At 49.4% G+C, this 20,693-nt stretch carries 24 protein-coding genes and 1 pseudogene; 12 read left to right on the top strand and 13 right to left on the bottom strand.

The features are described 5' to 3' along the window. The first annotated feature begins 30 nt into the window (after positions 1–30). The 4 genes from HU143_RS23365 (at position 31) to HU143_RS23350 (ending at position 2,256) form a co-directional block, all read left to right on the top strand. Positions 31–237, top strand: coding sequence for a hypothetical protein (locus HU143_RS23365; RefSeq protein ID WP_000134171.1), 207 nt, complete (start codon positions 31–33; stop codon positions 235–237). A gap of 101 nt (positions 238–338) precedes the next feature. Then, positions 339–749, top strand: coding sequence for a hypothetical protein (locus HU143_RS23360; protein ID WP_000985911.1), 411 nt, complete (start codon positions 339–341; stop codon positions 747–749). A gap of 12 nt (positions 750–761) precedes the next feature. After that, entirely contained in the window at positions 762–1,577 is an 816-nt protein-coding gene (locus tag HU143_RS23355) for an HNH endonuclease signature motif containing protein (protein ID WP_053276223.1), read from the top strand. Positions 1,578–1,830: 253 nt separating this feature from the next. Then, positions 1,831–2,256: a hypothetical protein gene (locus HU143_RS23350; protein ID WP_001043843.1), complete on the top strand. Its 426-nt coding sequence runs from the start codon at positions 1,831–1,833 to the stop codon at positions 2,254–2,256. A gap of 613 nt (positions 2,257–2,869) precedes the next feature. Here the strand turns inward: HU143_RS23350 and HU143_RS23345 are convergent. Further along, positions 2,870–3,574 (bottom strand): IS6-like element IS26 family transposase, encoded by a 705-nt coding sequence (locus HU143_RS23345; RefSeq protein WP_001067855.1) that lies wholly within the window; start codon positions 3,572–3,574, stop codon positions 2,870–2,872. A 132-nt stretch (positions 3,575–3,706) separates the two neighbouring features. Between HU143_RS23345 and HU143_RS23340 the strand changes: the two genes are divergently transcribed. After that, positions 3,707–3,949, top strand: a complete 243-nt coding sequence (locus HU143_RS23340; RefSeq protein ID WP_000844627.1) for a transposase — start codon at positions 3,707–3,709, stop codon at positions 3,947–3,949. A gap of 31 nt (positions 3,950–3,980) precedes the next feature. Here HU143_RS23340 and tetR(A) read toward each other — a convergent pair whose 3' ends face one another. Next, on the bottom strand, positions 3,981–4,631 hold the full coding sequence (gene tetR(A), locus HU143_RS23335; RefSeq protein ID WP_001493764.1) for a tetracycline resistance transcriptional repressor TetR(A): 651 nt from the start codon (positions 4,629–4,631) through the stop codon (positions 3,981–3,983). Between the two features lie 105 nt (positions 4,632–4,736). Here tetR(A) and tet(A) point away from each other — a divergent pair, with 105 nt between their 5' ends. Beyond that, positions 4,737–5,936, top strand: coding sequence for a tetracycline efflux MFS transporter Tet(A) (gene tet(A) / locus HU143_RS23330; protein WP_001493765.1), 1,200 nt, complete (start codon positions 4,737–4,739; stop codon positions 5,934–5,936). A 31-nt stretch (positions 5,937–5,967) separates the two neighbouring features. Here the strand turns inward: tet(A) and HU143_RS23325 are convergent, their stop codons facing one another. Both HU143_RS23325 and HU143_RS23320 read right to left on the bottom strand, forming a co-directional pair. Continuing rightward, a complete protein-coding gene (locus HU143_RS23325; protein ID WP_000058717.1) occupies positions 5,968–6,852 on the bottom strand; it encodes a DMT family transporter in 885 nt (294 codons plus the stop codon). A 137-nt stretch (positions 6,853–6,989) separates the two neighbouring features. Beyond that, positions 6,990–7,382: a cysteine hydrolase family protein gene (locus HU143_RS23320; protein ID WP_001351729.1), complete on the bottom strand. Its 393-nt coding sequence runs from the start codon at positions 7,380–7,382 to the stop codon at positions 6,990–6,992. Positions 7,383–7,385: 3 nt separating this feature from the next. Between HU143_RS23320 and HU143_RS23315 the strand changes: the two are divergent. The 3 genes and pseudogenes from HU143_RS23315 to HU143_RS24715 all read left to right on the top strand — a co-directional run. Further along, positions 7,386–9,137, top strand: a pseudogene (locus tag HU143_RS23315) (Tn3-like element TnAs1 family transposase); the annotation flags it as partial. Between the two features lie 73 nt (positions 9,138–9,210). Beyond that, positions 9,211–9,597: a hypothetical protein gene (locus HU143_RS23310; protein WP_181728339.1), complete on the top strand. Its 387-nt coding sequence runs from the start codon at positions 9,211–9,213 to the stop codon at positions 9,595–9,597. A 166-nt stretch (positions 9,598–9,763) separates the two neighbouring features. After that, positions 9,764–10,291: a hypothetical protein gene (locus HU143_RS24715; protein ID WP_001027750.1), complete on the top strand. Its 528-nt coding sequence runs from the start codon at positions 9,764–9,766 to the stop codon at positions 10,289–10,291. A gap of 50 nt (positions 10,292–10,341) precedes the next feature. Here the strand turns inward: HU143_RS24715 and HU143_RS23300 are convergent, their stop codons facing one another. From HU143_RS23300 to HU143_RS23275, 6 genes are all read right to left on the bottom strand, one after another. Further along, positions 10,342–10,749, bottom strand: a complete 408-nt coding sequence (locus HU143_RS23300; RefSeq protein ID WP_000074418.1) for a hypothetical protein — start codon at positions 10,747–10,749, stop codon at positions 10,342–10,344. Between the two features lie 29 nt (positions 10,750–10,778). After that, positions 10,779–11,240 (bottom strand): hypothetical protein, encoded by a 462-nt coding sequence (locus tag HU143_RS23295; protein ID WP_000185304.1) that lies wholly within the window; start codon positions 11,238–11,240, stop codon positions 10,779–10,781. Positions 11,241–11,576: 336 nt separating this feature from the next. Beyond that, positions 11,577–11,774, bottom strand: a complete 198-nt coding sequence (locus tag HU143_RS23290; protein WP_000710701.1) for a hypothetical protein — start codon at positions 11,772–11,774, stop codon at positions 11,577–11,579. 694 nt (positions 11,775–12,468) lie between these two features. Continuing rightward, positions 12,469–12,876: a hypothetical protein gene (locus HU143_RS24710; protein ID WP_001572392.1), complete on the bottom strand. Its 408-nt coding sequence runs from the start codon at positions 12,874–12,876 to the stop codon at positions 12,469–12,471. 47 nt (positions 12,877–12,923) lie between these two features. Then, on the bottom strand, positions 12,924–13,820 hold the full coding sequence (locus HU143_RS23280; protein WP_000975182.1) for a hypothetical protein: 897 nt from the start codon (positions 13,818–13,820) through the stop codon (positions 12,924–12,926). 2 nt (positions 13,821–13,822) lie between these two features. Beyond that, positions 13,823–14,338, bottom strand: a complete 516-nt coding sequence (locus tag HU143_RS23275) for a thermonuclease family protein (protein ID WP_001572389.1) — start codon at positions 14,336–14,338, stop codon at positions 13,823–13,825. 214 nt (positions 14,339–14,552) lie between these two features. Between HU143_RS23275 and HU143_RS23270 the strand changes: the two genes are divergently transcribed. The 3 genes from HU143_RS23270 to HU143_RS23260 are packed head-to-tail and all read left to right on the top strand — an operon-like array spanning position 14,553 to position 17,550. After that, positions 14,553–15,980 (top strand): DNA cytosine methyltransferase, encoded by a 1,428-nt coding sequence (locus HU143_RS23270; RefSeq protein ID WP_000833382.1) that lies wholly within the window; start codon positions 14,553–14,555, stop codon positions 15,978–15,980. Positions 15,981–16,040: 60 nt separating this feature from the next. Next, positions 16,041–16,208 carry a hypothetical protein gene (locus HU143_RS23265; RefSeq protein WP_000220758.1) on the top strand — a complete coding sequence of 56 codons (168 nt, stop codon included), beginning with the start codon at positions 16,041–16,043 and terminating at the stop codon, positions 16,206–16,208. A gap of 22 nt (positions 16,209–16,230) precedes the next feature. Then, entirely contained in the window at positions 16,231–17,550 is a 1,320-nt protein-coding gene (locus tag HU143_RS23260; protein ID WP_000078514.1) for a DUF1173 family protein, read from the top strand. Positions 17,551–17,829: 279 nt separating this feature from the next. On the opposite strand, the gene HU143_RS23255 is transcribed toward HU143_RS23260, so the two are convergent. From HU143_RS23255 to pcoE, 3 genes are all read right to left on the bottom strand, one after another. After that, on the bottom strand, positions 17,830–19,035 hold the full coding sequence (locus HU143_RS23255) for a hypothetical protein (RefSeq protein ID WP_001572381.1): 1,206 nt from the start codon (positions 19,033–19,035) through the stop codon (positions 17,830–17,832). After that, positions 19,032–19,850 carry a DUF4942 domain-containing protein gene (locus tag HU143_RS23250; protein WP_000193209.1) on the bottom strand — a complete coding sequence of 273 codons (819 nt, stop codon included), beginning with the start codon at positions 19,848–19,850 and terminating at the stop codon, positions 19,032–19,034. The genes HU143_RS23255 and HU143_RS23250 overlap by 4 nt, the downstream gene beginning before the upstream one ends. 376 nt (positions 19,851–20,226) lie before the next feature. After that, positions 20,227–20,661 carry a copper resistance system metallochaperone PcoE gene (pcoE, locus tag HU143_RS23245; protein ID WP_000723069.1) on the bottom strand — a complete coding sequence of 145 codons (435 nt, stop codon included), beginning with the start codon at positions 20,659–20,661 and terminating at the stop codon, positions 20,227–20,229. Positions 20,662–20,693: the final 32 nt, after the last annotated feature.

Below are 20,693 nucleotides of genomic sequence, written 5' to 3'. Positions count from 1 at the left end.
GAATAGCTGATGTAAGCGTGAGGATTCAGTATGACTGAAGAACAAAAAAGAATAGAGCGGGCTATTGAGTTGGCTTGTCGTTACGGCGGAACCGATGAAATGCATCATCTGCAATGGGTCGTGGATCAGATGGTAAGAGAACTTGCTGGAGAACGTTATGCACAGATTGTAGCTGATGCCACCAGCGGAGAAGATGGGCCTGATACTTACAAATGGAGTGTTGGGATCGCGCCTTAACAGCTGTCGGTCTGGGGGTGAAAACGTATTCTTCATTCAGCGAATTCCCAGGCTTCACATTAAGACTAAAGCGGCGGCCGCAGTAACGTAAGAGAAAATAAATGGCTATTTTAGCAATCATTGCAGTTATCGCCCTGGGTGGGTACGCCTACGGATTTATTAAAACCCGTGAGCTGAGCGCTTTGCGTAAAGAAATGAAACTATACGTGGATCGCATGGAAGCGGCGGAGCTGGACTTACACGCAATCAGAAGTGTAGCGGAGCACCGGTTGCACGGTGCAGGTAAACAGTTTGCCGACCTTTACAGCCGTATCGACGGTGCAACTGTGACGCTGACACCCGAAGATCAGCTGTTACTGGCAACGATGCCATTTAATATTCAGGATGTAGAAGACATCGTAAACGAGCGCGGTCCAAAGACAATTAGCGGCCGTCCATTCTGGGAAGTTGAGCCAGGCCCGCATGATTATGAATATGGCCCGCAATATCCGTATTTCCCAGACCAGCGCTAGGAAGAGATCAAGATGAGAGAGCCAAGACCACGCCATACCTTGCAGGTCATTCGTGTACCTTCTCTGGAGGTTCAGGACCTGGGGCTGACCAGCTTTGATAGCTGGCTTGACGAGCACGGGTATGACAAAACGAATGCCAGAAATAACCGTACCATCTGGGCGAGAGAAGGCGGATGGCATCTGAAACGTTGCAGAAATCTTGAAACTGGCACGGACGATTTCTGGTTTATCGCTTTCGATGGTAAAGGCGGGAAGATTTACCCGCTGAAAACCCAAAGAGACTACCGGGCTGCATATCGTAAGCTGGAAGCAGAAGGTTATGCGCCTGCGGTCATCGAGCAAATGACCACAGGCGCAGCATATAACCTGGCCTATCCACGTTCCATCCTAAAACAAGCTGAGACGGCCACCAGCGAGCCAATTCGGAAACCTGACGTAGATATCCAGGGTGAGCACTGCGAGCGCGTAGTGACGCAACGTAGTGGCGTGGCACAGGGTAAATTCAAAGCTCTGCTCATCGAGAATTTCGCAGGCCGTTGTGCGGTAACCGGTTGGGTTAATGGAGGTGTCCTGGATGCGGCACACATTGAACATGGAACCCGGTACAATCCGTCTAATGGCATCCTGATGACTCCAACAATGCATGCGCTGTTTGATGCCGATCTTATGGGCATAGATCCGGCCACCCTGACCGTTCATTTTAAGCCAGGCATTGAGGTGGGCGAGCTGTTTGAAGGCCGTAAAATCACACCGCTGGTGTACGATCTGGACTTAGAGCGGCTGGCCGTACGCTGGGCAGAATACCAGGGCCTTGCTCAGGACCAATGAAGGGTGACAGCCAGGTTGTGCCTAAACCTGGCAGTAAAACCTGCATGCCACAAACCTTTAAATTCTGACTCAAGAGCCTGGCACAAGATAAAAGCGAAATGAAAAGGTTAAAACCGGTGCACCAGACCTCTTAGGTTTAATACCTGAGCCAGTATACTGGCAGTCTCAGGTAAGTGGGTATCATACACTTCAGAAATATCCACACCGAGATAACCGCAACAGTTAAAGAGCTAAAAAGGACGGTTTTAATTTTATGAATAAAACAGCTTTAATTATGATTCTGGGAATCCTCGGATGTGGTAAAGCATTTGCAGCCACTGAATTACAGCTCCAGCAAAAACGCGTTATGCATTTCTGTGCCAATGCCAGCCTTCCGTTGTTGATTGCCGGTACAACTTATGCGAATACGTCTGACAATGGACGACCAGAAAAAGAAAGAGTGGCAATCCTGAAAAATTCAGTTGCAAGCTCGACAGCTTATAAAATGGCATCTCCCGGAGTTCAGATGGCCATGATGAGCGTGGTGGAAGATATTGCCGATCCGAAAGAATTAGCTCTACATCAAAAAGAAGTTAGACGTCTTGGGGCTAGTTATCTTTCCGACAGCGGTGTTTCATGGGCTTCAAAAACTGTTTCACCATTTACAGCTTGGTGTAACTTTAACCGTTTAGAAAGTTAAGGCTGGCAAGGCGGTTCCTGTTCAGGAAAGTTACTTTCCGTGCGGGGACCGTAAGATACAGATAAAGCTTAAGGCCTTTGAATTTTTGGAAAGCATTTGAAAATTTCATTGCGCTTGTCTGATATGAAACAGCCCCTGCATTTCTGCAAAGGCTGAAAGAGTGTGTACGGACTTTGGAAGGAGTGATGATATACGCCTGAGCCATCCCATCACCGCAGACAGGGTAATTAACCCTGACTAAAGCTTTCACCTATTCCGTCGCTCGCAAGCGGCTTTCGCACACTAACGAAGGTATGGCCTTTCGTCGGTGTTAAATTTTTCAAACTTTGCTTACTTTGTCAAGGAAGGTGACCGCAGTAGCAGGCACAACTACTTTAATCTGTATGAATAATAAGGTAGAACCGGCCAGTGAATGAATGCTTACCCTGAAATCAGGCGGACAACCTTCAGGAATATTGATAGCAAGACTGAATCTCTCGCTGCGGCGATAAACATTTCGCCATAACCCTGAACGAGAGTGGTTCATCCATCATATACAGGAGCGTTACATGCGCAAATTTAGGCACTGTTGCAAAGTTAGCGATGAGGCAGCCTTTTGTCTTATTCAAAGGCCTTACATTTCAAAAACTCTGCTTACCAGGCGCATTTCGCCCAGGGGATCACCATAATAAAATGCTGAGGCCTGGCCTTTGCGTAGTGCACGCATCACCTCAATACCTTTGATGGTGGCGTAAGCCGTCTTCATGGATTTAAATCCCAGCGTGGCGCCGATTATCCGTTTCAGTTTGCCATGATCGCATTCAATCACGTTGTTCCGGTACTTAATCTGTCGGTGTTCAACGTCAGACGGGCACCGGCCTTCGCGTTTGAGCAGAGCAAGCGCGCGACCATAGGCGGGCGCTTTATCCGTGTTGATGAATCGCGGGATCTGCCACTTCTTCACGTTGTTGAGGATTTTACCCAGAAACCGGTATGCAGCTTTGCTGTTACGACGGGAGGAGAGATAAAAATCGACAGTGCGGCCCCGGCTGTCGACGGCCCGGTACAGATACGCCCAGCGGCCATTGACCTTCACGTAGGTTTCATCCATGTGCCACGGGCAAAGATCGGAAGGGTTACGCCAGTACCAGCGCAGCCGTTTTTCCATTTCAGGCGCATAACGCTGAACCCAGCGGTAAATCGTGGAGTGATCGACATTCACTCCGCGTTCAGCCAGCATCTCCTGCAGCTCACGGTAACTGATGCCGTATTTGCAGTACCAGCGTACGGCCCACAGAATGATGTCACGCTGAAAATGCCGGCCTTTGAATGGGTTCATGTGCAGCTCCATCAGCAAAAGGGGATGATAAGTTTATCACCACCGACTATTTGCAACAGTGCCGGAAAACCTTAGCGTACGATTTTTTCCGAATTCTGCGGGCTCCCCTATCTCATCTGCGCAAGGCAGAACGTGAAGACGGCCGCCCTGGACCTCGCCCGCGAGCGCCAGGCGCACGAGGCCGGCGCGCGGACCCGCGCCACGGCCCACGAGCGGACGCCGCAGCAGGAGCGCCAGAAGGCCGCCAGAGAGGCCGAGCGCGGCCGTGAGGCTTGGACGCTAGGGCAGGGCATGAAAAAGCCCGTAGCGGGCTGCTACGGGCGTCTGACGCGGTGGAAAGGGGGAGGGGATGTTGTCTACATGGCTCTGCTGTAGTGAGTGGGTTGCGCTCCGGCAGCGGTCCTGATCAATCGTCACCCTTTCTCGGTCCTTCAACGTTCCTGACAACGAGCCTCCTTTTCGCCAATCCATCGACAATCACCGCGAGTCCCTGCTCGAACGCTGCGTCCGGATCGGCTTCGTCGAAGGCGTCTATCGCGGCCCGCAACAGCGGCGAGAGCGGAGCCTGTTCAACGGTGCCGCCGCGCTCGCCGGCATCGCTGTCGCCGGCCTGCTCCTCAAGCACGGCCCCAACAGTGAAGTAGCTGATTGTCATCAGCGCATTGACGGCGTCCCCGGCCGAAAAACCCGCCTCGCAGAGGAAGCGAAGCTGCGCGTCGGCCGTTTCCATCTGCGGTGCGCCCGGTCGCGTGCCGGCATGGATGCGCGCGCCATCGCGGTAGGCGAGCAGCGCCTGCCTGAAGCTGCGGGCATTCCCGATCAGAAATGAGCGCCAGTCGTCGTCGGCTCTCGGCACCGAATGCGTATGATTCTCCGCCAGCATGGCTTCGGCCAGTGCGTCGAGCAGCGCCCGCTTGTTCCTGAAGTGCCAGTAAAGCGCCGGCTGCTGAACCCCCAACCGTTCCGCCAGTTTGCGTGTCGTCAGACCGTCTACGCCGACCTCGTTCAACAGGTCCAGGGCGGCACGGATCACTGTATTCGGCTGCAACTTTGTCATGCTTGACACTTTATCACTGATAAACATAATATGTCCACCAACTTATCAGTGATAAAGAATCCGCGCGTTCAATCGGACCAGCGGAGGCTGGTCCGGAGGCCAGACGTGAAACCCAACAGACCCCTGATCGTAATTCTGAGCACTGTCGCGCTCGACGCTGTCGGCATCGGCCTGATTATGCCGGTGCTGCCGGGCCTCCTGCGCGATCTGGTTCACTCGAACGACGTCACCGCCCACTATGGCATTCTGCTGGCGCTGTATGCGTTGATGCAATTTGCCTGCGCACCTGTGCTGGGCGCGCTGTCGGATCGTTTCGGGCGGCGGCCGGTCTTGCTCGTCTCGCTGGCCGGCGCTGCTGTCGACTACGCCATCATGGCGACGACGCCTTTCCTTTGGGTTCTCTATATCGGGCGGATCGTGGCCGGCATCACCGGGGCGACTGGGGCGGTAGCCGGCGCTTATATTGCCGATATCACTGATGGCGATGAGCGCGCGCGGCACTTCGGCTTCATGAGCGCCTGTTTCGGGTTCGGGATGGTCGCGGGACCTGTGCTCGGTGGGCTGATGGGCGGTTTCTCCCCCCACGCTCCGTTCTTCGCCGCGGCAGCCTTGAACGGCCTCAATTTCCTGACGGGCTGTTTCCTTTTGCCGGAGTCGCACAAAGGCGAACGCCGGCCGTTACGCCGGGAGGCTCTCAACCCGCTCGCTTCGTTCCGGTGGGCCCGGGGCATGACCGTCGTCGCCGCCCTGATGGCGGTCTTCTTCATCATGCAACTTGTCGGACAGGTGCCGGCCGCGCTTTGGGTCATTTTCGGCGAGGATCGCTTTCACTGGGACGCGACCACGATCGGCATTTCGCTTGCCGCATTTGGCATTCTGCATTCACTCGCCCAGGCAATGATCACCGGCCCTGTAGCCGCCCGGCTCGGCGAAAGGCGGGCACTCATGCTCGGAATGATTGCCGACGGCACAGGCTACATCCTGCTTGCCTTCGCGACACGGGGATGGATGGCGTTCCCGATCATGGTCCTGCTTGCTTCGGGTGGCATCGGAATGCCGGCGCTGCAAGCAATGTTGTCCAGGCAGGTGGATGAGGAACGTCAGGGGCAGCTGCAAGGCTCACTGGCGGCGCTCACCAGCCTGACCTCGATCGTCGGACCCCTCCTCTTCACGGCGATCTATGCGGCTTCTATAACAACGTGGAACGGGTGGGCATGGATTGCAGGCGCTGCCCTCTACTTGCTCTGCCTGCCGGCGCTGCGTCGCGGGCTTTGGAGCGGCGCAGGGCAACGAGCCGATCGCTGATCGTGGAAACGATAGGCCTATGCCATGCGGGTCAAGGCGACTTCCGGCAAGCTATACGCGCCCTAGGAGTGCGGTTGGAACGTTGGCCCAGCCAGATACTCCCGATCACGAGCAGGACGCCGATGATTTGAAGCGCACTCAGCGTCTGATCCAAGAACAACCATCCTAGCAACACGGCGGTCCCCGGGCTGAGAAAGCCCAGTAAGGAAACAACTGTAGGTTCGAGTCGCGAGATCCCCCGGAACCAAAGGAAGTAGGTTAAACCCGCTCCGATCAGGCCGAGCCACGCCAGGCCGAGAACATTGGTTCCTGTAGGCATCGGGATTGGCGGATCAAACACTAAAGCTACTGGAACGAGCAGAAGTCCTCCGGCCGCCAGTTGCCAGGCGGTAAAGGTGAGCAGAGGCACGGGAGGTTGCCACTTGCGGGTCAGCACGGTTCCGAACGCCATGGAAACCGCCCCCGCCAGGCCCGCTGCGACGCCGACAGGATCTAGCGCTGCGTTTGGTGTCAACACCAACAGCGCCACGCCCGCAGTTCCGCAAATAGCCCCCAGGACCGCCATCAATCGTATCGGGCTACCTAGCAGAGCGGCAGAGATGAACACGACCATCAGCGGCTGCACAGCGCCTACCGTCGCCGCGACCCCGCCCGGCAGGCGGTAGACCGAAATAAACAACAAGCTCCAGAATAGCGAAATATTAAGTGCGCCGAGGATGAAGATGCGCATCCACCAGATTCCCGTTGGAATCTGTCGGACGATCATCACGAGCAATAAACCCGCCGGCAACGCCCGCAGCATCGCGACCGTCATCGGTGAGAAGTTCGGCAGGTATTGGGTGGTGACAATGTAGGTGCTGCCCCAAATGGCAGGTGCTATCGCTGTGAACAATAAATCGGGCGTGCGTAATGACATGCGATTACAAGACCTCCGCTACGGCGATGGGTTTTTGAGAGTTGCAGGCGCCGCGATGACCGCACCCTGACTTGGACTGGCCCTGCCTCGCACCAATCCACCTGCGGCTATGGCCGCGATCATGCGAGGCCCGAAAATTACACGACCTGTACACGTCCGCCGAACCCGGAACGCAACAGAGCTTCGTGGGCATCCCGATCCGGGTCGTAGCAGCAGTCCTGGACCAAACGCACGTCGTAGTCCGCATCACTAGCCCAGGCGACGCTTGAAAGAACAACGCCGGTGGTGCTTATCCCGGCCATGACAAGCGTGCTTACGCCGCGCGTCCGAAGGTCGGCGTCGAGCGCCGTGCCATAAAAGACGCTGGCTCGCGGACATGCATAGAAAAGGTCGCCCCGTTCGATCGCAAGCCCTTCGACGGGCAGACCGGTGCGAAATCGTCCGCTCGGGAGATACGGTGAGATTTGGCGATTCGTCGCCGGCGGCGCATGTTCATACTCTTCGCCGAGCGAAAAGTTGGGGAACAGCACGGGCCGGCCGCGCAAGGCGTGCTGGCAGCCGTGCAGACCCTGCGTGAGATGAACGCCGACAACCTGCGCAAGGTGCCGGCCGATGCACCCACGGCCTTCATCAAGCCGCGCTGGAAGCCGCTGGTGATCACCCCGGAAGGCCTCGACCGGAAATTCTACGAAATCTGCGCCCTGTCCGAGCTGAAGAACGCCCTGCGCTCCGGCGACATCTGGGTCAAGGGCTCGCGGCAGTTCCGCGACTTCGACGACTACCTGCTGCCGGCCGAGAAGTTCGCCGCACTCAAGCGCGAGCAGGCCCTGCCCCTGGCGATCAACCCGAACAGCGACCAGTACCTGGAAGAGCGTTTGCAGCTGCTGGACGAGCAGTTGGCCACCGTCACCCGCCTGGCCAAGGACAACGAGCTGCCCGATGCCATCCTCACCGAGTCAGGGCTGAAAATCACCCCGCTGGATGCGGCGGTGCCGGATCGGGCGCAGGCGCTGATCGACCAAACCAGCCAGTTACTGCCGCGCATCAAGATCACCGAACTGCTGATGGACGTGGACGACTGGACGGGCTTCAGCCGCCACTTCACCCACTTGAAGGACGGGGCCGAGGCCAAAGACAGGACGTTGCTGCTGTCCGCAATCCTCGGTGATGCGATCAACCTCGGGCTGACCAAGATGGCCGAGTCGAGCCCCGGCCTGACCTACGCCAAGCTGTCCTGGCTGCAAGCCTGGCACATCCGCGACGAAACCTATTCGGCGGCCTTGGCCGAGCTGGTCAACCACCAGTATCGCCACGCCTTTGCCGCCCACTGGGGCGACGGCACGACCTCATCCTCCGATGGCCAGCGCTTCCGCGCGGGTGGCCGGGGCGAGAGCACCGGGCACGTCAACCCGAAGTACGGTAGCGAGCCGGGACGGCTGTTCTATACCCATATCTCCGACCAGTACGCGCCGTTCAGCACCCGCGTGGTGAATGTCGGCGTCCGCGATTCCACCTATGTGCTCGACGGCCTGCTGTACCACGAGTCCGACCTGCGGATCGAGGAGCACTACACCGACACGGCCGGCTTCACCGATCACGTCTTTGCCCTGATGCACCTGCTAGGCTTCCGCTTCGCGCCGCGCATCCGCGACCTCGGCGAAACCAAGCTGTACGTGCCGCAGGGCGTGCAAGCCTACCCGACGTTGCGCCCGCTGATCGGCGGCACCCTGAACATCAAGCACGTGCGTGCCCACTGGGACGACATCCTGCGCCTGGCCAGCTCGATCAAGCAGGGCACCGTCACCGCCTCGCTGATGCTGCGCAAGCTCGGCAGCTACCCGCGCCAGAACGGACTGGCCGTGGCCCTGCGCGAGCTGGGCCGGATCGAGCGCACGCTGTTCATCCTGGACTGGCTGCAAAGTGTTGAACTGCGCCGCCGCGTGCATGCCGGCCTGAACAAAGGTGAGGCGCGCAACTCGCTGGCCAGGGCGGTGTTCTTCAACCGCCTTGGGGAAATCAGGGATCGGAGCTTCGAGCAGCAGCGCTACCGGGCCAGCGGCCTCAACCTGGTGACGGCGGCTATCGTGCTGTGGAACACGGTGTACCTGGAACGCGCCACCCAGGGGTTGGTCGAGGCCGGCAAGCCGGTGGACGGCGAGCTGCTGCAATTCCTGTCGCCGCTGGGCTGGGAGCACATCAACCTAACCGGCGATTACGTCTGGCGGCAGAGCCGCAGACTGGAAGACGGGAAGTTTCGGCCCTTACGGATGCCCGGAAAACCTTAGCGTACGATTTTTTCCGAATTCTGCGGGCTCCCCTTTAAGATTTTGGCAAGCAGTAGCGTCCTCTGGTTTACCCATGAACATGGTAATACGGGAAAAACCATACCAACTTATGGTCGCTTTGATTGCTTTATATACGGCCATCCCTGTTGTTACAATAGTAATTTTATCTGGTCAGCAATCGCATAAGTTGGAACTAATTGCTGTGCATTTCATTACATTTATCACGATGGTGTTTGTTTTGCGTCGTAAGATGGGGAAACGTTGGCTGGATTTATTTGAAGAAAAATTAGCCATTTATAAACCTAATGATAAACTCGCGCTTAGCGAATTACACGAAAGCATACGTGAGAAAAATGGGCTAGACTTGCAGGATCTACAAGATTGGTACTGGAAAGAGAAGATGACATATGCGTATCACAAAGAACATAAAACAACCATAAGCTATCAAAAATTCAAGTAGCATTTTAAAATGTCAGGGGAGGGCTATTGTGATTTATTAAGTCGGCAAGGTTATTAGGTAGGGGTGTTCAATATGATAAATTCTTCGAGTGTGGTTATTTCAAGAGTTGTTCTGGTCCTTTGAGATAGCTAATTATCATTACAGACTTTATCGAAAGGTATGAATTATGAACATTACCGACAAAGAACTTAGCTCAAATACAGTGAGTCAGTATGGATGGAACTTAGGAGAGTTCAATCACTCAACGCCTTTTACATCTCATTTTATTTATATTACCGACTATCATAAAGATAATACATGGATGATTTCACTTTCGCAGGAGGATTTTAATACGACCAAAATTTCAACATCGTTAAGTCTAGATGCCTGTGTGTCCATGCTCGGAAAGATACTAAAAAAAATGTCTAACAAAATCGGTATCTCACAAACGGAAGAATCTGAATTCGCATTTCTTTTAACAAACTATATTAAACAAACTTTGACTTTTAGAGAATGGCAACGCAATGCTGAAGGAAATCAACGACTGCACTTTCTTATTAATATCTACGGTGCAAAAGAAGACGGTGGCGAAGTGGTTTTAAGACCATTTATTGTAAATCCTGATGAATTAATGCTTACTCCAGCGGATGTCGTTGAATTTAATTCGCAGGTTATCAAAGTTGATCGGCAGCGTCATCCTGAGTGGTTCCGTTAACAGGTCACAAGGGTTAAGAGCCTGAAAGGCTGCGATAGGGTATACGCAGCCTATTCTGTATAGCCGTCGCGTAATAATTGTTCTAAATGACTATCGACCGTTTCCTGATCACCAGGAATATATCGAGGCCATCCTGTTATATCGTTGGCGAGTTTCACTATGTATGGATGAAACCCAAACTGTTCGGAAGTGATGTCAATATAATATTGCACTTCTTCGAAATTCAACTCACACCAATAATGGCCAAAGCCACCACACTCTATAAATATACCGCCATCATCTGCACCGTTACCCCCACGGACAACAGCATCTAGACCTTTAGTTTTTGCTAAATAACACACAAGATAGCTTGCAAAAAGGCAAGTGCCTGCCGTCTTCTCTATGCCGCACTCCGTTAAAATTGAAAGTAGCTTTTCATGCGCCACTCTTGCAATGTCTGATACCAATTCCGGGGACATGTTAGCTCCAGTGAAATTGTTAGATCGACTTAAACAGATAATAACTCAATATTTTCATGAAGTACTTGTGGGTTCTTAAACCAATAGCCGGAACCACACATCCAAGGTTCACCTGGGAAAACAAAACCTTCTTGAATAAGGTATTTGCGGAATAGGGGAGGCAGTACATTTTCAATTTTCAAAATGTAATTTTGTTCATCTGCAATACATTTCAATTCTGCAAGAAGCGCTCTAAAAATGCCTGTGCCGGGCTCTTTAACTGAGATAGTTGAAACAACCATGACCGGATATCCCAGGACCGAACACATGCCTGCTCTTGCCCGGATGTAGAGCTCCTCGAAATGGTGTAAGCCGTGTACATGAGAAGACCTTATGGGTATCTTACCATCTGATGCCTGCGTTATAAGGTCGGCGAAAACCTTTTTGATTTTCAGCAAATCTGCCTGAAAATTTTGATCGTTCAAAGGAAAATCAGATTGAGAATTTGTCATTACATATCTTATGTTTTAAAAACTTAACTTTGATAAAGCAAAGGAATACGCTGATCGTCATGTGATCCAAATTGAGCAATGAATTTTAATTCGGAACAGCTAAAGACAAAGCAGTAGGGTGCAATAATTCAGGATGTCGATACTATAAGAAGAATAGTGGTATGAATGTAGCAATTACCTCAATATGAGGGGGGCAACTGTTGATGCTGTACATACATACAGTATTTAACATAATCTTTGTTATATGTACTTATAAATCAATGACATAAGGTTTAAAGATCGTATGATCTACGCACTAGGTCATGGCTTGTAATGAGTGAAAAAAGGTTCAAGATTTTAGAGAAATGCTCCCAAGATCAACATGGCGGCATAAGTTTTCCAGCTTGACCAATCAATCGTGGAACCAAGCAACAGATAGAATGCCAGGCCTACCAGCCCCAGCTTTACTACTATCCCAATTAATATGGTAAAGATAGACTCATCGCGTTCGCCTTTAAGTAATTTACAACGCGTAATTAGATCGTCTTTTTTCATGTAGAATCCCTTAGAGTTATTAAAGTCCTGCATTAGAAGTTGTTACCTGCCGAAGTTACCTCGTATGAGTTAACTGTGGCTCCAAACATACAAAATATAAGCTGTGCCAATTGAAAGGATTAGAAAAGCACAGTTACTAATAAAATCTACTAATGCTTGTAGCTTCTTTAGTCTCACTATTGCTGGACCGTGTTCAGTAGAGGTACTACTCAGCCCTTTTGTTCTGGCACTCTCTGCTTTTCTGAAAAAATTGTAATGCAATCCTGACCGCAAGCAAAACCATGCCAAACCAGTCGTTATTACGATATTTATGTAGAAAGCATATTGAATCATTTGTTCAGTTTCGAAGCTTTCCATTGAAAACCCTTTGTTGAAATGTTGAATAAAATTATTTTTAGTAAATGTAAGCAATAAATAGAACGAATATTAATAGTGAAAGATGCAATGCCAACATCTGCTTATGATGCCTTATGAGGATTTCTTCCTTCGCATTCATTAAATCGTACATCTCATCAATATTTTTATTGCTGGTATATTCGAGACGTTCATCACGAAGTAATTTGAACTTTACCAATACGACAAGTGATTTAATAATAAAGCTCGTAAGCATAACAGTTATAGACAAAAATAAAAAATAGGCCAAATTCATATATCACTCCATGGAGATTAATAGAAAAATTTATAATAAGTAATCTCATAGAGCATTACTTGAATCTTCTTCCCATACTAAGGACTCACCGAGAAATTTAGTTAAAGATGATTTGGCATACTGTGGTTCGGAAAAAAAACGTGGGAACCAGCCGTCAAAGCTTTGGGTACCATTGTGACGATTTTCAGGCGAGACTGATAAGCGGTACCCGTCTCCGTAAGGTGAAATGCTAAATGTGTATCCATCATCTGTCTTTGAGATCAGCGTTTTGCTTGTCATATGACTAATAGATACCGTTAACTCCTTTGGTGTTTGTATCACCGAAAGAAGAAACAATGCGCTTATGGCTGCAAAAATCCAGCAATATAATGATGCATCCATAAAACCAGCTACAACACTCGATCCCAAAAAAAACCAAAATAAACTTATTAAGATTACTGAGTTTTCATTCATGTCTGTTCCTTGTTATTACTAATTATATTATGCTTTATAGTTGACCGTCAGACTACCCACGGGTTTTGACGAACAAAGTCACGCACTCCATTTATACATGCTTTTGAGATGACTTCAAAATAAGGATGGTTTGATGGAATCATATTCCCGGTATTATCAAGAAGCATAATAGTCCCTAAAGACCGAACCAGTTGATATTCATTGAGCTTACGCTTTAGCAAAGTTTGCAATCTATAAATTGTCTCACCGGAACTGTTACCTTCGATACCTACAACAGAGACCGTACAGTTCACTTCCTGATTATCAGATTGATAATCGAACCAGTAATTTTCGTTGTAATTTCCTTTTTGCGCATGCTCAATTTTGCCAGGCCATTTTACCCATAAAGAAGAGTTGTTTTTAGATCGTAAGATCTGCTTCAGCGTTTCCAATGGATTTTTTTCATCAACCTCAGACCAGGCCGAAATAAATTCTTTCTGCATTGCCTCAGGGTCTATAACGGCAATGAAATCAAATTCCTCTTTATTGATAGAGTTGGCTCGATCTTTGAGATAAAACAGACCGAGTTTATATCCCTTTTCACTTTTCCAGTTTGCTCCCACAGGCTGATAGTCTGTATTTATAAACGGTTTGAAAGTGTGAGTGTCGGGAGAAAAAATTACTGAGGGTGCCAGCACCCGGCCTCGGTGTCGTATTGGATTTACATATATTTTTTCCCCGTCACATAACATTTCAATAATTGCTTTTGTCACAACTACTGAAATAGAAGGTCTACATGTATTTTGATTTATTTCCCCGAGGTGCGCCAAACTTCCATCCTCACTCTTCAACACCTTTGTAAGGCAAGTCGGGCAATACTGTTGATCTCTATAATAAACAGGCATGGTTAGACGACCGGAATCGTTTAGTACCAACTGAAGTAACGGATGAGGCTCTTTCATCATGGTTATTTCTTCTCTTTCACCTTTCTGGGCTTTTCGTTTGCCTGTCTCCACTGCCATGGTGGGACAGGGTTGGTGTCTGCCCATAACCCTTTTGCCTCCTTTTGTGCTGCGGATTCATATTTGATATAGCCAGGGACAATGGCGTTATCTTCGAACCGATAAACCCACGCATATCCACTGTCCACCATAGAGGCATTGATATCATATCCATCTAACCAGATGGTACCTAACATACGGCCATAGATATCCGTACCATGGTCTATCACGGTAACGATTTTAGTTGCTATAGCTGTGGTTAAGGCCTGTTTTGCTTTTTGGCCAAAAGCCTGTTTAGATTCAGGAGCGTCTATACCATACATCCGTATTTTGATGGTTGTGTTTTGAGCATCCAACGCAGTTATGGTGTCACCGTCAACAATCTTAACCACCTTTGCCTCAAAAGTTGTTGAGTTCCCCCAGGACGCCACTGGGAATACAACAATCATGATGGGCAAAAGTAACTTTGTTAAAAAAAACATCATTTCACCTTGATTTGTTGAGTACAGACATGTATCCACAAGCCTATTTACAGGCAGTATTTTAACAAGTCATTATTTCATGGGCGGGCTTAAAACCAATCTTTTTGCAACTTAAAGGCAGAATAATCACAATAAATTTAGAACCTGAACCAAAAAATAATCCAAATTAAGCGTGTTAATCTATCTCAAAGATATTATTCCTGAGAGAGTTTGGATGAAACGTTACACTCATGATCTTGAGACAGACCTGAATGATGTGGATAAAACACCATCTCTGATCCACAAAACTTTGTTAACAGCTTCGACCATTTATGACCTGAAATATCTGGCTCAGGTATTAAATGATGAAAATGGCAGTAATTGGTCCCGTGCATCCCTTAAACGTCAGGTTACATGCATACCTGAGCATTGTGAGCTGAGTATCGCAGATGGACGCTATCTACAGACTTTAATACCTTCACGACCTGCTGATTATGAGGACAGGCACTTTAGCTTTATCGATCTGTTTGCAGGTATAGGTGGACTGCGAAGCGGATTTGATGCCATCGGTGGTAAATGTCTTTTCACGAGCGAATGGAATACTTATTCCAGCCGTACTTACCGGGCGAACTGGTATTGCGATGAGAACGAGCACCGCTTCAATTCAGACATCCGTGACATCACTCTTAGCAACCGGCCCGAGGTTACTGATGACGAGGCATACAAATTTATCGATGCCTCTATCCCGGATCATGATGTTCTTCTTGCGGGATTTCCATGCCAGCCATTCAGCATCGCCGGTGTCAGTAAAAAGAACTCTATGGGTCGCAAACACGGTTTCGAGTGCGACACTCAGGGTACGCTCTTCTTTGATGTGGCCAGGATCATCCGGGCAAAACAACCTGCAATTTTTGTTCTGGAAAACGTAAAAAATCTGAAGAGTCACGATAAGGGTAATACCTTTAACATCATCATGAAAACGCTCGATGAGCTTGGCTACGACGTCGCAAACAGCGAAAGCACGGGCGCGGATGATCCTAAAGTCATCGATGGCCGTCATTTCCGACCCCAGCACCGTGAACGTATCGTCCTTATTGGTTTTCGCCGCGACCTACGTCTGAAAGACGGTTTTACTCTGAGAGACATTAAAGACTTTTATCCGGACAAGCGCCCTTCTCTCTCAGATTTACTGGATCCGAGCGTAGATAGTAAATACATCCTCTCCCCTAAACTCTGGGAGTACTTATACAACTATGCAAAGAAACATGCGGCAAAAGGCAATGGTTTTGGTTTTGGACTAGTAGATCCTTCCAATGTTAATAGTGTCACCAGAACCCTCTCAAGCCGCTATATGAAAGACGGATCTGAAATTCTTATTGATCGGGGCTGGTCTCATGAACTGGGAGAAACTGATTTCCATAACACATACAACATGGACCGTCGGCCACGCATGCTAACGCCACGTGAATGCAGCAGGCTAATGGGCTTCGATAAACCCGGGGAAAGTGTTTTCCGTATCCCTGTGTCCAATACACAGGCTTACAGACAGTTTGGGAACTCCGTGGTCGTTGATGTCTTTGCGGCCGTCGCCAAACTGCTGAAGTCACGAATTGAATTTGCAGCCTCCCAGCGCTTGCGGCAGTTTTACGACGAAGTCAGCTGACCTGAGCTCCTTCATCAATTTAAATGCTTAAGATTGTTGTAATAATGTCAGAGGTCAACCATGACGTATTTCGAATCAGCTGAAGGTGAGACGGTATCTAAAGAACGAGCATTACAAGAACTGTCCAGGCATTGCGTTCCCGAAACAGATTTCGAAGAATTCTTTAGCGACATGGGCGTAAAGGAACAGTATGACGCTCAGGAAGTGTTGCTCTGGTTGGGATATTAAACTTTCTGTTTAGGAGACTACTATGAGCCAAAAATTCGCAGTGATGATTGCTTACGACGACGATCCAAACGTCAAAAGGTATTCACCTGACTTTCAAACGCAGGATGAGTTTGCTAAAGGGTGGCAGTCGGCTCTTAAAAAGGCACACCACACCTCAGGTCAAAAATCAGTCATCACCTGCGGATGTCGTGGAAAAGGAGAAAAGCGACTTTATGTTCGTGCTTTACCGAACGGTGATGCCTTTATTCTCGTCAAAGCCGCTAACACGGGCATTGAGCATGATCCTTCCTGTGTATTCTTCTCCCTTGATGCCCGGCATACCGGCCTGAAAGGATATGCGAGTGGTGTGGTCCGGATTACAACCGAAGGTGATATGGCTGTAAGGCTCGGTATCGGTATGACAGAGAAAGATCCTCCTGAAAAATCAGAAGTGCCTCCCCTGCCCCATGTTCAGCGACCAGAAGGAGGTCAGGCCTCAATGACCCTCCTGGGCTTGCTTAGTCTTTTGTGGACAGAGTCTGGTCTGAATGTCTGGTACCCGAAAATGGCAGGGAAACGTAACGATTCACTGGTACGGTATCGTCTGCTTGAAACCGCTAAACAAATTCGTACCGGCAGAGCCTGCATAGGTGACCATTTATTCATTGGTGTACCTGACCCGAAACAACCTGTCGCTCAGTCGCAAATTCAGCGTCTTTCATCACAGGCGATGAGTGATAAACGTCTCATGCTCCTGTCAGTTTTACCTCGCTACGATGCTGAAAAGCATGAGAAGCCACTTAAATTTTTACCCCTGCGGAATTTTGGGGGGCTACCGCTGATTTTTTTCAATTCAGAAGTCCATTGGGATAGCGTAAAGAAACGATTTTCATCGGAGTACGCAGCATGGAAATCCGGGGCGAAAATAGTTGTCTTTGCGTTGACGTCACCAGCTGCGGTAACCGGCAGAGGCCCTTCTGTAAGAGCTCATCAAATTGTGCTGATGCACGTTAGCGAGAACTGGATACCTCTGGACTCCTCCTATGAGGCGGTTGTTGCAGAAAAGCTGGATGCAGAGCACCGGCAGTACGTTAAGCCCATGCGTTATGATGCGAGTATTAGTGAGGTGTTCCCTGACTTCTACCTGCTCGACACAAAAAGCGATAAGCCGTTCCCGATGGAAGTATTTGGTATGGCCACTCCTGCTTATCTGGCCCGAAAGCAACTCAAAAAAGATTATTACAACCGTGAATATGGGCCTTATGGATGGTGGCACTGGGATGCGACCACAGCATCTGAAACTATGGTGCTGCCTCATTTTCCAGAATCACGCAAACCTCTTTCAACTGACACACCTGCTTAAAATGGAGAAAAAATGTCCTACATGCTTTCGCTAAGCGAACAGACAAAACTGAACGCTTTCCTGTCAGGGATCCTAGATGATTACAAGACTGGGGTTATCACTCAGATACAAGCTGTTGGTAGAATCGGTAACGTGTTTTCTGCTCTGGAAAGTGGAGACTCAAAAAAGGTAGTGCATTTGTTGACTGAAGGACGAAAACTCCTGCGGACGGGCTGAATGTCCGCAGAAGTTCTTATGTGCCAGGGGATGCAGAGAAGTGTATCAACCTGGCTTCATTTATCATGATGTTTTTCTGCTACGCGGCTGTTTTGACTTTCCAGTACCTCCCCCTGCCATTGCACCAGTTAATGTATCAATGGTGCCTTTTAGGGATTCTGAGATTGTTTTCTCCGCCTCCAGGGTAGCTTCCAGCTTCATTACTTTGGCCTGGAGCGTTTTGAGTTCATTGCTTTGTTCAGCCACTTCCGCTTCATAGCCCTGGCTGACCAAAGTTACTTTATTCAGGTCGGCGCTCAGCGACTCGTTTAGTTTATGGAGTTCAGTAAGCTCGGCATTCACCGCCACCAGGTCACCCTCTTTCCCGGACAGTGCACTTTTCAGCTCAGTACAAAGGTTCTGTGCAGCAATCAATTCCTGTTCAAACCTGTCCCTCTCTGCCTTTGTATCTGACACAGTCTGACTTAACTGGTCGCATTGTCTGGAAAGACCGGCGTTATCAGAACGCTGCGTGTTGATCTCTTCGTTCAGCTTTTTTTGATATTCAAGGTGACCAGCGATCTCTGTTTTACGTTCAGCCAGTTGCTGGGAGAGTGAGTCATTTGACTGCTGTGCGAGGCTCAATTCATGCCGTGTGCTATCTAACTGGTGATGGCAGGTTTCGAGTTCTGCTTCGGCAACATTCAGCCTTGTTTCTAACTCCTTGACGGTACTGTCCCGGATCTCTAATCGACCCTGTAGTGCCTGATTCTCAAGTTTCAGCTCATCCATATCGGTAGCGCTTTGCTCAAGCCGCTGTAACAGCTGCGTTACCTCCTCCTCCAGCTGCATGCTACGTGCTTCAGCTTTTTTAACACTATCATTCTGTATTGCGGTATAGCTTCTACGGTAGTGCCAGGTGATGTACGAGATAATATCGCCGAGTGCAACCTTTACCTCATCGGGTATATCCAGGTAACGGGCCTCTTCAGGAACCTCTTTAACATACTTCTGGTACTCCGCGAACATCTCCTGTGACCTTGCAAACGAGCCGCCAACAGCGTTTCTGAGCCAGTGAACTTTGAAGCTCAGATCGATATTTTCCGGGTTAATTTCTTTCTCTTTGCACAGACGTTCGATTGCATTGAAGTAATCGATCATCGCGATAGATGAGTACCTTGAACGACCCATTTCCTTTGATTTTTCAGTGGATTCGCTGCGGATGTCATTCTGCACCTCTGGCGGGGTAGCATCGTTCAGGCTTTTTTCTTTATCATTTTCAATCATCATTTTTTTCCTGCGGCCGGAAGCTGGTTTGCAAAATATATGCTGATAAGATCGTTCAGAGCATTCAGAAGCGAGATACTGTCGATGCAAATATGAACGTTTCCATTCTCAAACAGGCGACACCGCCAGCCATTCTCATCACTGACCTCGCCTGTGAATTCTGTATTTCTCATGGCCGTCAGCCTGTCGACCATACTCAGCCCACCGCCGGTTGCAGGTGTTGGAGTATCAGAACAGATGCATACAATATTCTCAAAGTCGCGTAAACAAAAGTGATTGTCCTGCGAGAAACCGTTGTACCTCAGCACGTTCACACCAGGAAAAATCCCCCGAAGAACAAGCTTTTTTGGCATTGTATATTGCCTGGCATTGCTTTTGAAACTTCGGTCAAGCTTGTTGAGAACATCAACGAAACCTTCTGCAAGGGTGTCTCGTCTGTTAGCCAGTGCATGCTGTAATGTTCCCTTAACAATCTCCAGGGAAGCGACGGGCGGATCCGTACGAAGGGATTCGTTAAAGGCTTCTTTTTGCTTATGGTTCCAGTACCGGTCCATACCTGTTTCTTCAAAGAGCCTTTTCCACGTTTTACGGTCAATTTCCTTACGCCCCTCCTCGATGGTGCGATCCAGTGACGACGGAAGACCAAATGCGTTGGGCTGCATAATTCTGCTGGTGAAGAGAGAGAGACCGCACAGTTCCGACGCTTCCGAGATTAACCGCATCCCTTCTTCGAATTTCTGCATGGCCATATCCCGGGCGCTGATGAGCTGCCCTGTCCGGCTCGCCGGTACTGGCTCAGAACCCTGGTTTTGAGTCATTTTACACTCCATTTTGGTATGTCAGAACATTTTGATTTGAGCAAAGGTAGGACTGTGTAGAGACATTAAAGTTGTATCCTTTAACCTGAAAAAGACTTTAAAGTTGTAAAGTTTTAAAAAAACACATACAAAACATGATGCTAAGTGTGTATCACACGCTGTTCCAACATTATGCCTTGATGTTCTTGCAGGAACTGCAATTTACAGGAGGAAAAAGGTGTTTTTGTAGTTATCTGGCGTTACGTGACAGTGTTGGTCAGATACTTCCACCTCTTCAGAGTTAAAGTTTGATATATGGGAAAAAAAACGCTCCCGGACGGGAGCGTAAGCCAGTGACTTCGGCGTCAAATGAGGGTCTAACAAGTGGAGCTGCGGGTTAATTCTGGGTGATCTGACTGCGATGCTTATCAGCCTGCTGCTGGTGAACAACGGAAGACTGACCATTATTCGCCTTCTCATGTACAGCTGCGGCCTTCTCATGCTCGCTCATTTCAGAAAATGACTTTGCTGTTTCGTTGGTAGCTCCGGGTTTAGCTTTCATCATTTTTTTATGCATTTCAGCCATGTCCTGGTGGGCAGCAGAATTGCTGTTTTGCATCATGTCATGGGACATTGCGGCCTGATCGTGACTGCTCATATCCATCATTGTCATGCTGTCTCCCTGAATTGCACTTTTTTCAGCAGATGACTGCATCTGGTGGGCAGGTGCCTGTGCATTATTTACCTGGTCATGCATGTTCATTGTCTCTGCAGCCATGGCAGATGAAGCGGCAGCCATAATGGCAACAAATGATACGAGAATCTTTTTCATGGTTGGGTCTCCGGTGTTTACATACCCAAACA

The sequence above is a fragment of the Salmonella sp. SJTUF14076 genome (assembly GCF_015534835.1).
Classification (GTDB): Bacteria; Pseudomonadota; Gammaproteobacteria; order Enterobacterales; family Enterobacteriaceae; genus Salmonella; species Salmonella enterica.
This window is presented reverse-complemented; position numbering and strand designations above follow the sequence as displayed.

Bases quoted from the DNA above. Each gene is read 5' to 3' on its own strand.
- HU143_RS23365 (WP_000134171.1), top strand. From the start codon at position 31: ATGACTGAAGAACAAAAAAGAATAGAGCGGGCTATTGAGTTGGCTTGT.
- HU143_RS23360 (WP_000985911.1), top strand. From the start codon at position 339: ATGGCTATTTTAGCAATCATTGCAGTTATCGCCCTGGGTGGGTACGCC.
- HU143_RS23355 (WP_053276223.1), top strand. From the start codon at position 762: ATGAGAGAGCCAAGACCACGCCATACCTTGCAGGTCATTCGTGTACCT.
- HU143_RS23350 (WP_001043843.1), top strand. From the start codon at position 1,831: ATGAATAAAACAGCTTTAATTATGATTCTGGGAATCCTCGGATGTGGT.
- HU143_RS23345 (WP_001067855.1), bottom strand. From the start codon at position 3,574: ATGAACCCATTCAAAGGCCGGCATTTTCAGCGTGACATCATTCTGTGG.
- HU143_RS23325 (WP_000058717.1), bottom strand. From the start codon at position 6,852: ATGTCATTACGCACGCCCGATTTATTGTTCACAGCGATAGCACCTGCC.
- HU143_RS23310 (WP_181728339.1), top strand. From the start codon at position 9,211: ATGAACATGGTAATACGGGAAAAACCATACCAACTTATGGTCGCTTTG.
- HU143_RS24715 (WP_001027750.1), top strand. From the start codon at position 9,764: ATGAACATTACCGACAAAGAACTTAGCTCAAATACAGTGAGTCAGTAT.
- HU143_RS23300 (WP_000074418.1), bottom strand. From the start codon at position 10,749: ATGTCCCCGGAATTGGTATCAGACATTGCAAGAGTGGCGCATGAAAAG.
- HU143_RS23295 (WP_000185304.1), bottom strand. From the start codon at position 11,240: ATGACAAATTCTCAATCTGATTTTCCTTTGAACGATCAAAATTTTCAG.
- HU143_RS23290 (WP_000710701.1), bottom strand. From the start codon at position 11,774: ATGAAAAAAGACGATCTAATTACGCGTTGTAAATTACTTAAAGGCGAA.
- HU143_RS24710 (WP_001572392.1), bottom strand. From the start codon at position 12,876: ATGAATGAAAACTCAGTAATCTTAATAAGTTTATTTTGGTTTTTTTTG.
- HU143_RS23280 (WP_000975182.1), bottom strand. From the start codon at position 13,820: ATGATGAAAGAGCCTCATCCGTTACTTCAGTTGGTACTAAACGATTCC.
- HU143_RS23275 (WP_001572389.1), bottom strand. From the start codon at position 14,338: ATGTTTTTTTTAACAAAGTTACTTTTGCCCATCATGATTGTTGTATTC.
- HU143_RS23270 (WP_000833382.1), top strand. From the start codon at position 14,553: ATGAAACGTTACACTCATGATCTTGAGACAGACCTGAATGATGTGGAT.
- HU143_RS23265 (WP_000220758.1), top strand. From the start codon at position 16,041: ATGACGTATTTCGAATCAGCTGAAGGTGAGACGGTATCTAAAGAACGA.
- HU143_RS23260 (WP_000078514.1), top strand. From the start codon at position 16,231: ATGAGCCAAAAATTCGCAGTGATGATTGCTTACGACGACGATCCAAAC.
- HU143_RS23255 (WP_001572381.1), bottom strand. From the start codon at position 19,035: ATGATGATTGAAAATGATAAAGAAAAAAGCCTGAACGATGCTACCCCG.
- HU143_RS23250 (WP_000193209.1), bottom strand. From the start codon at position 19,850: ATGACTCAAAACCAGGGTTCTGAGCCAGTACCGGCGAGCCGGACAGGG.
- pcoE (WP_000723069.1), bottom strand. From the start codon at position 20,661: ATGAAAAAGATTCTCGTATCATTTGTTGCCATTATGGCTGCCGCTTCA.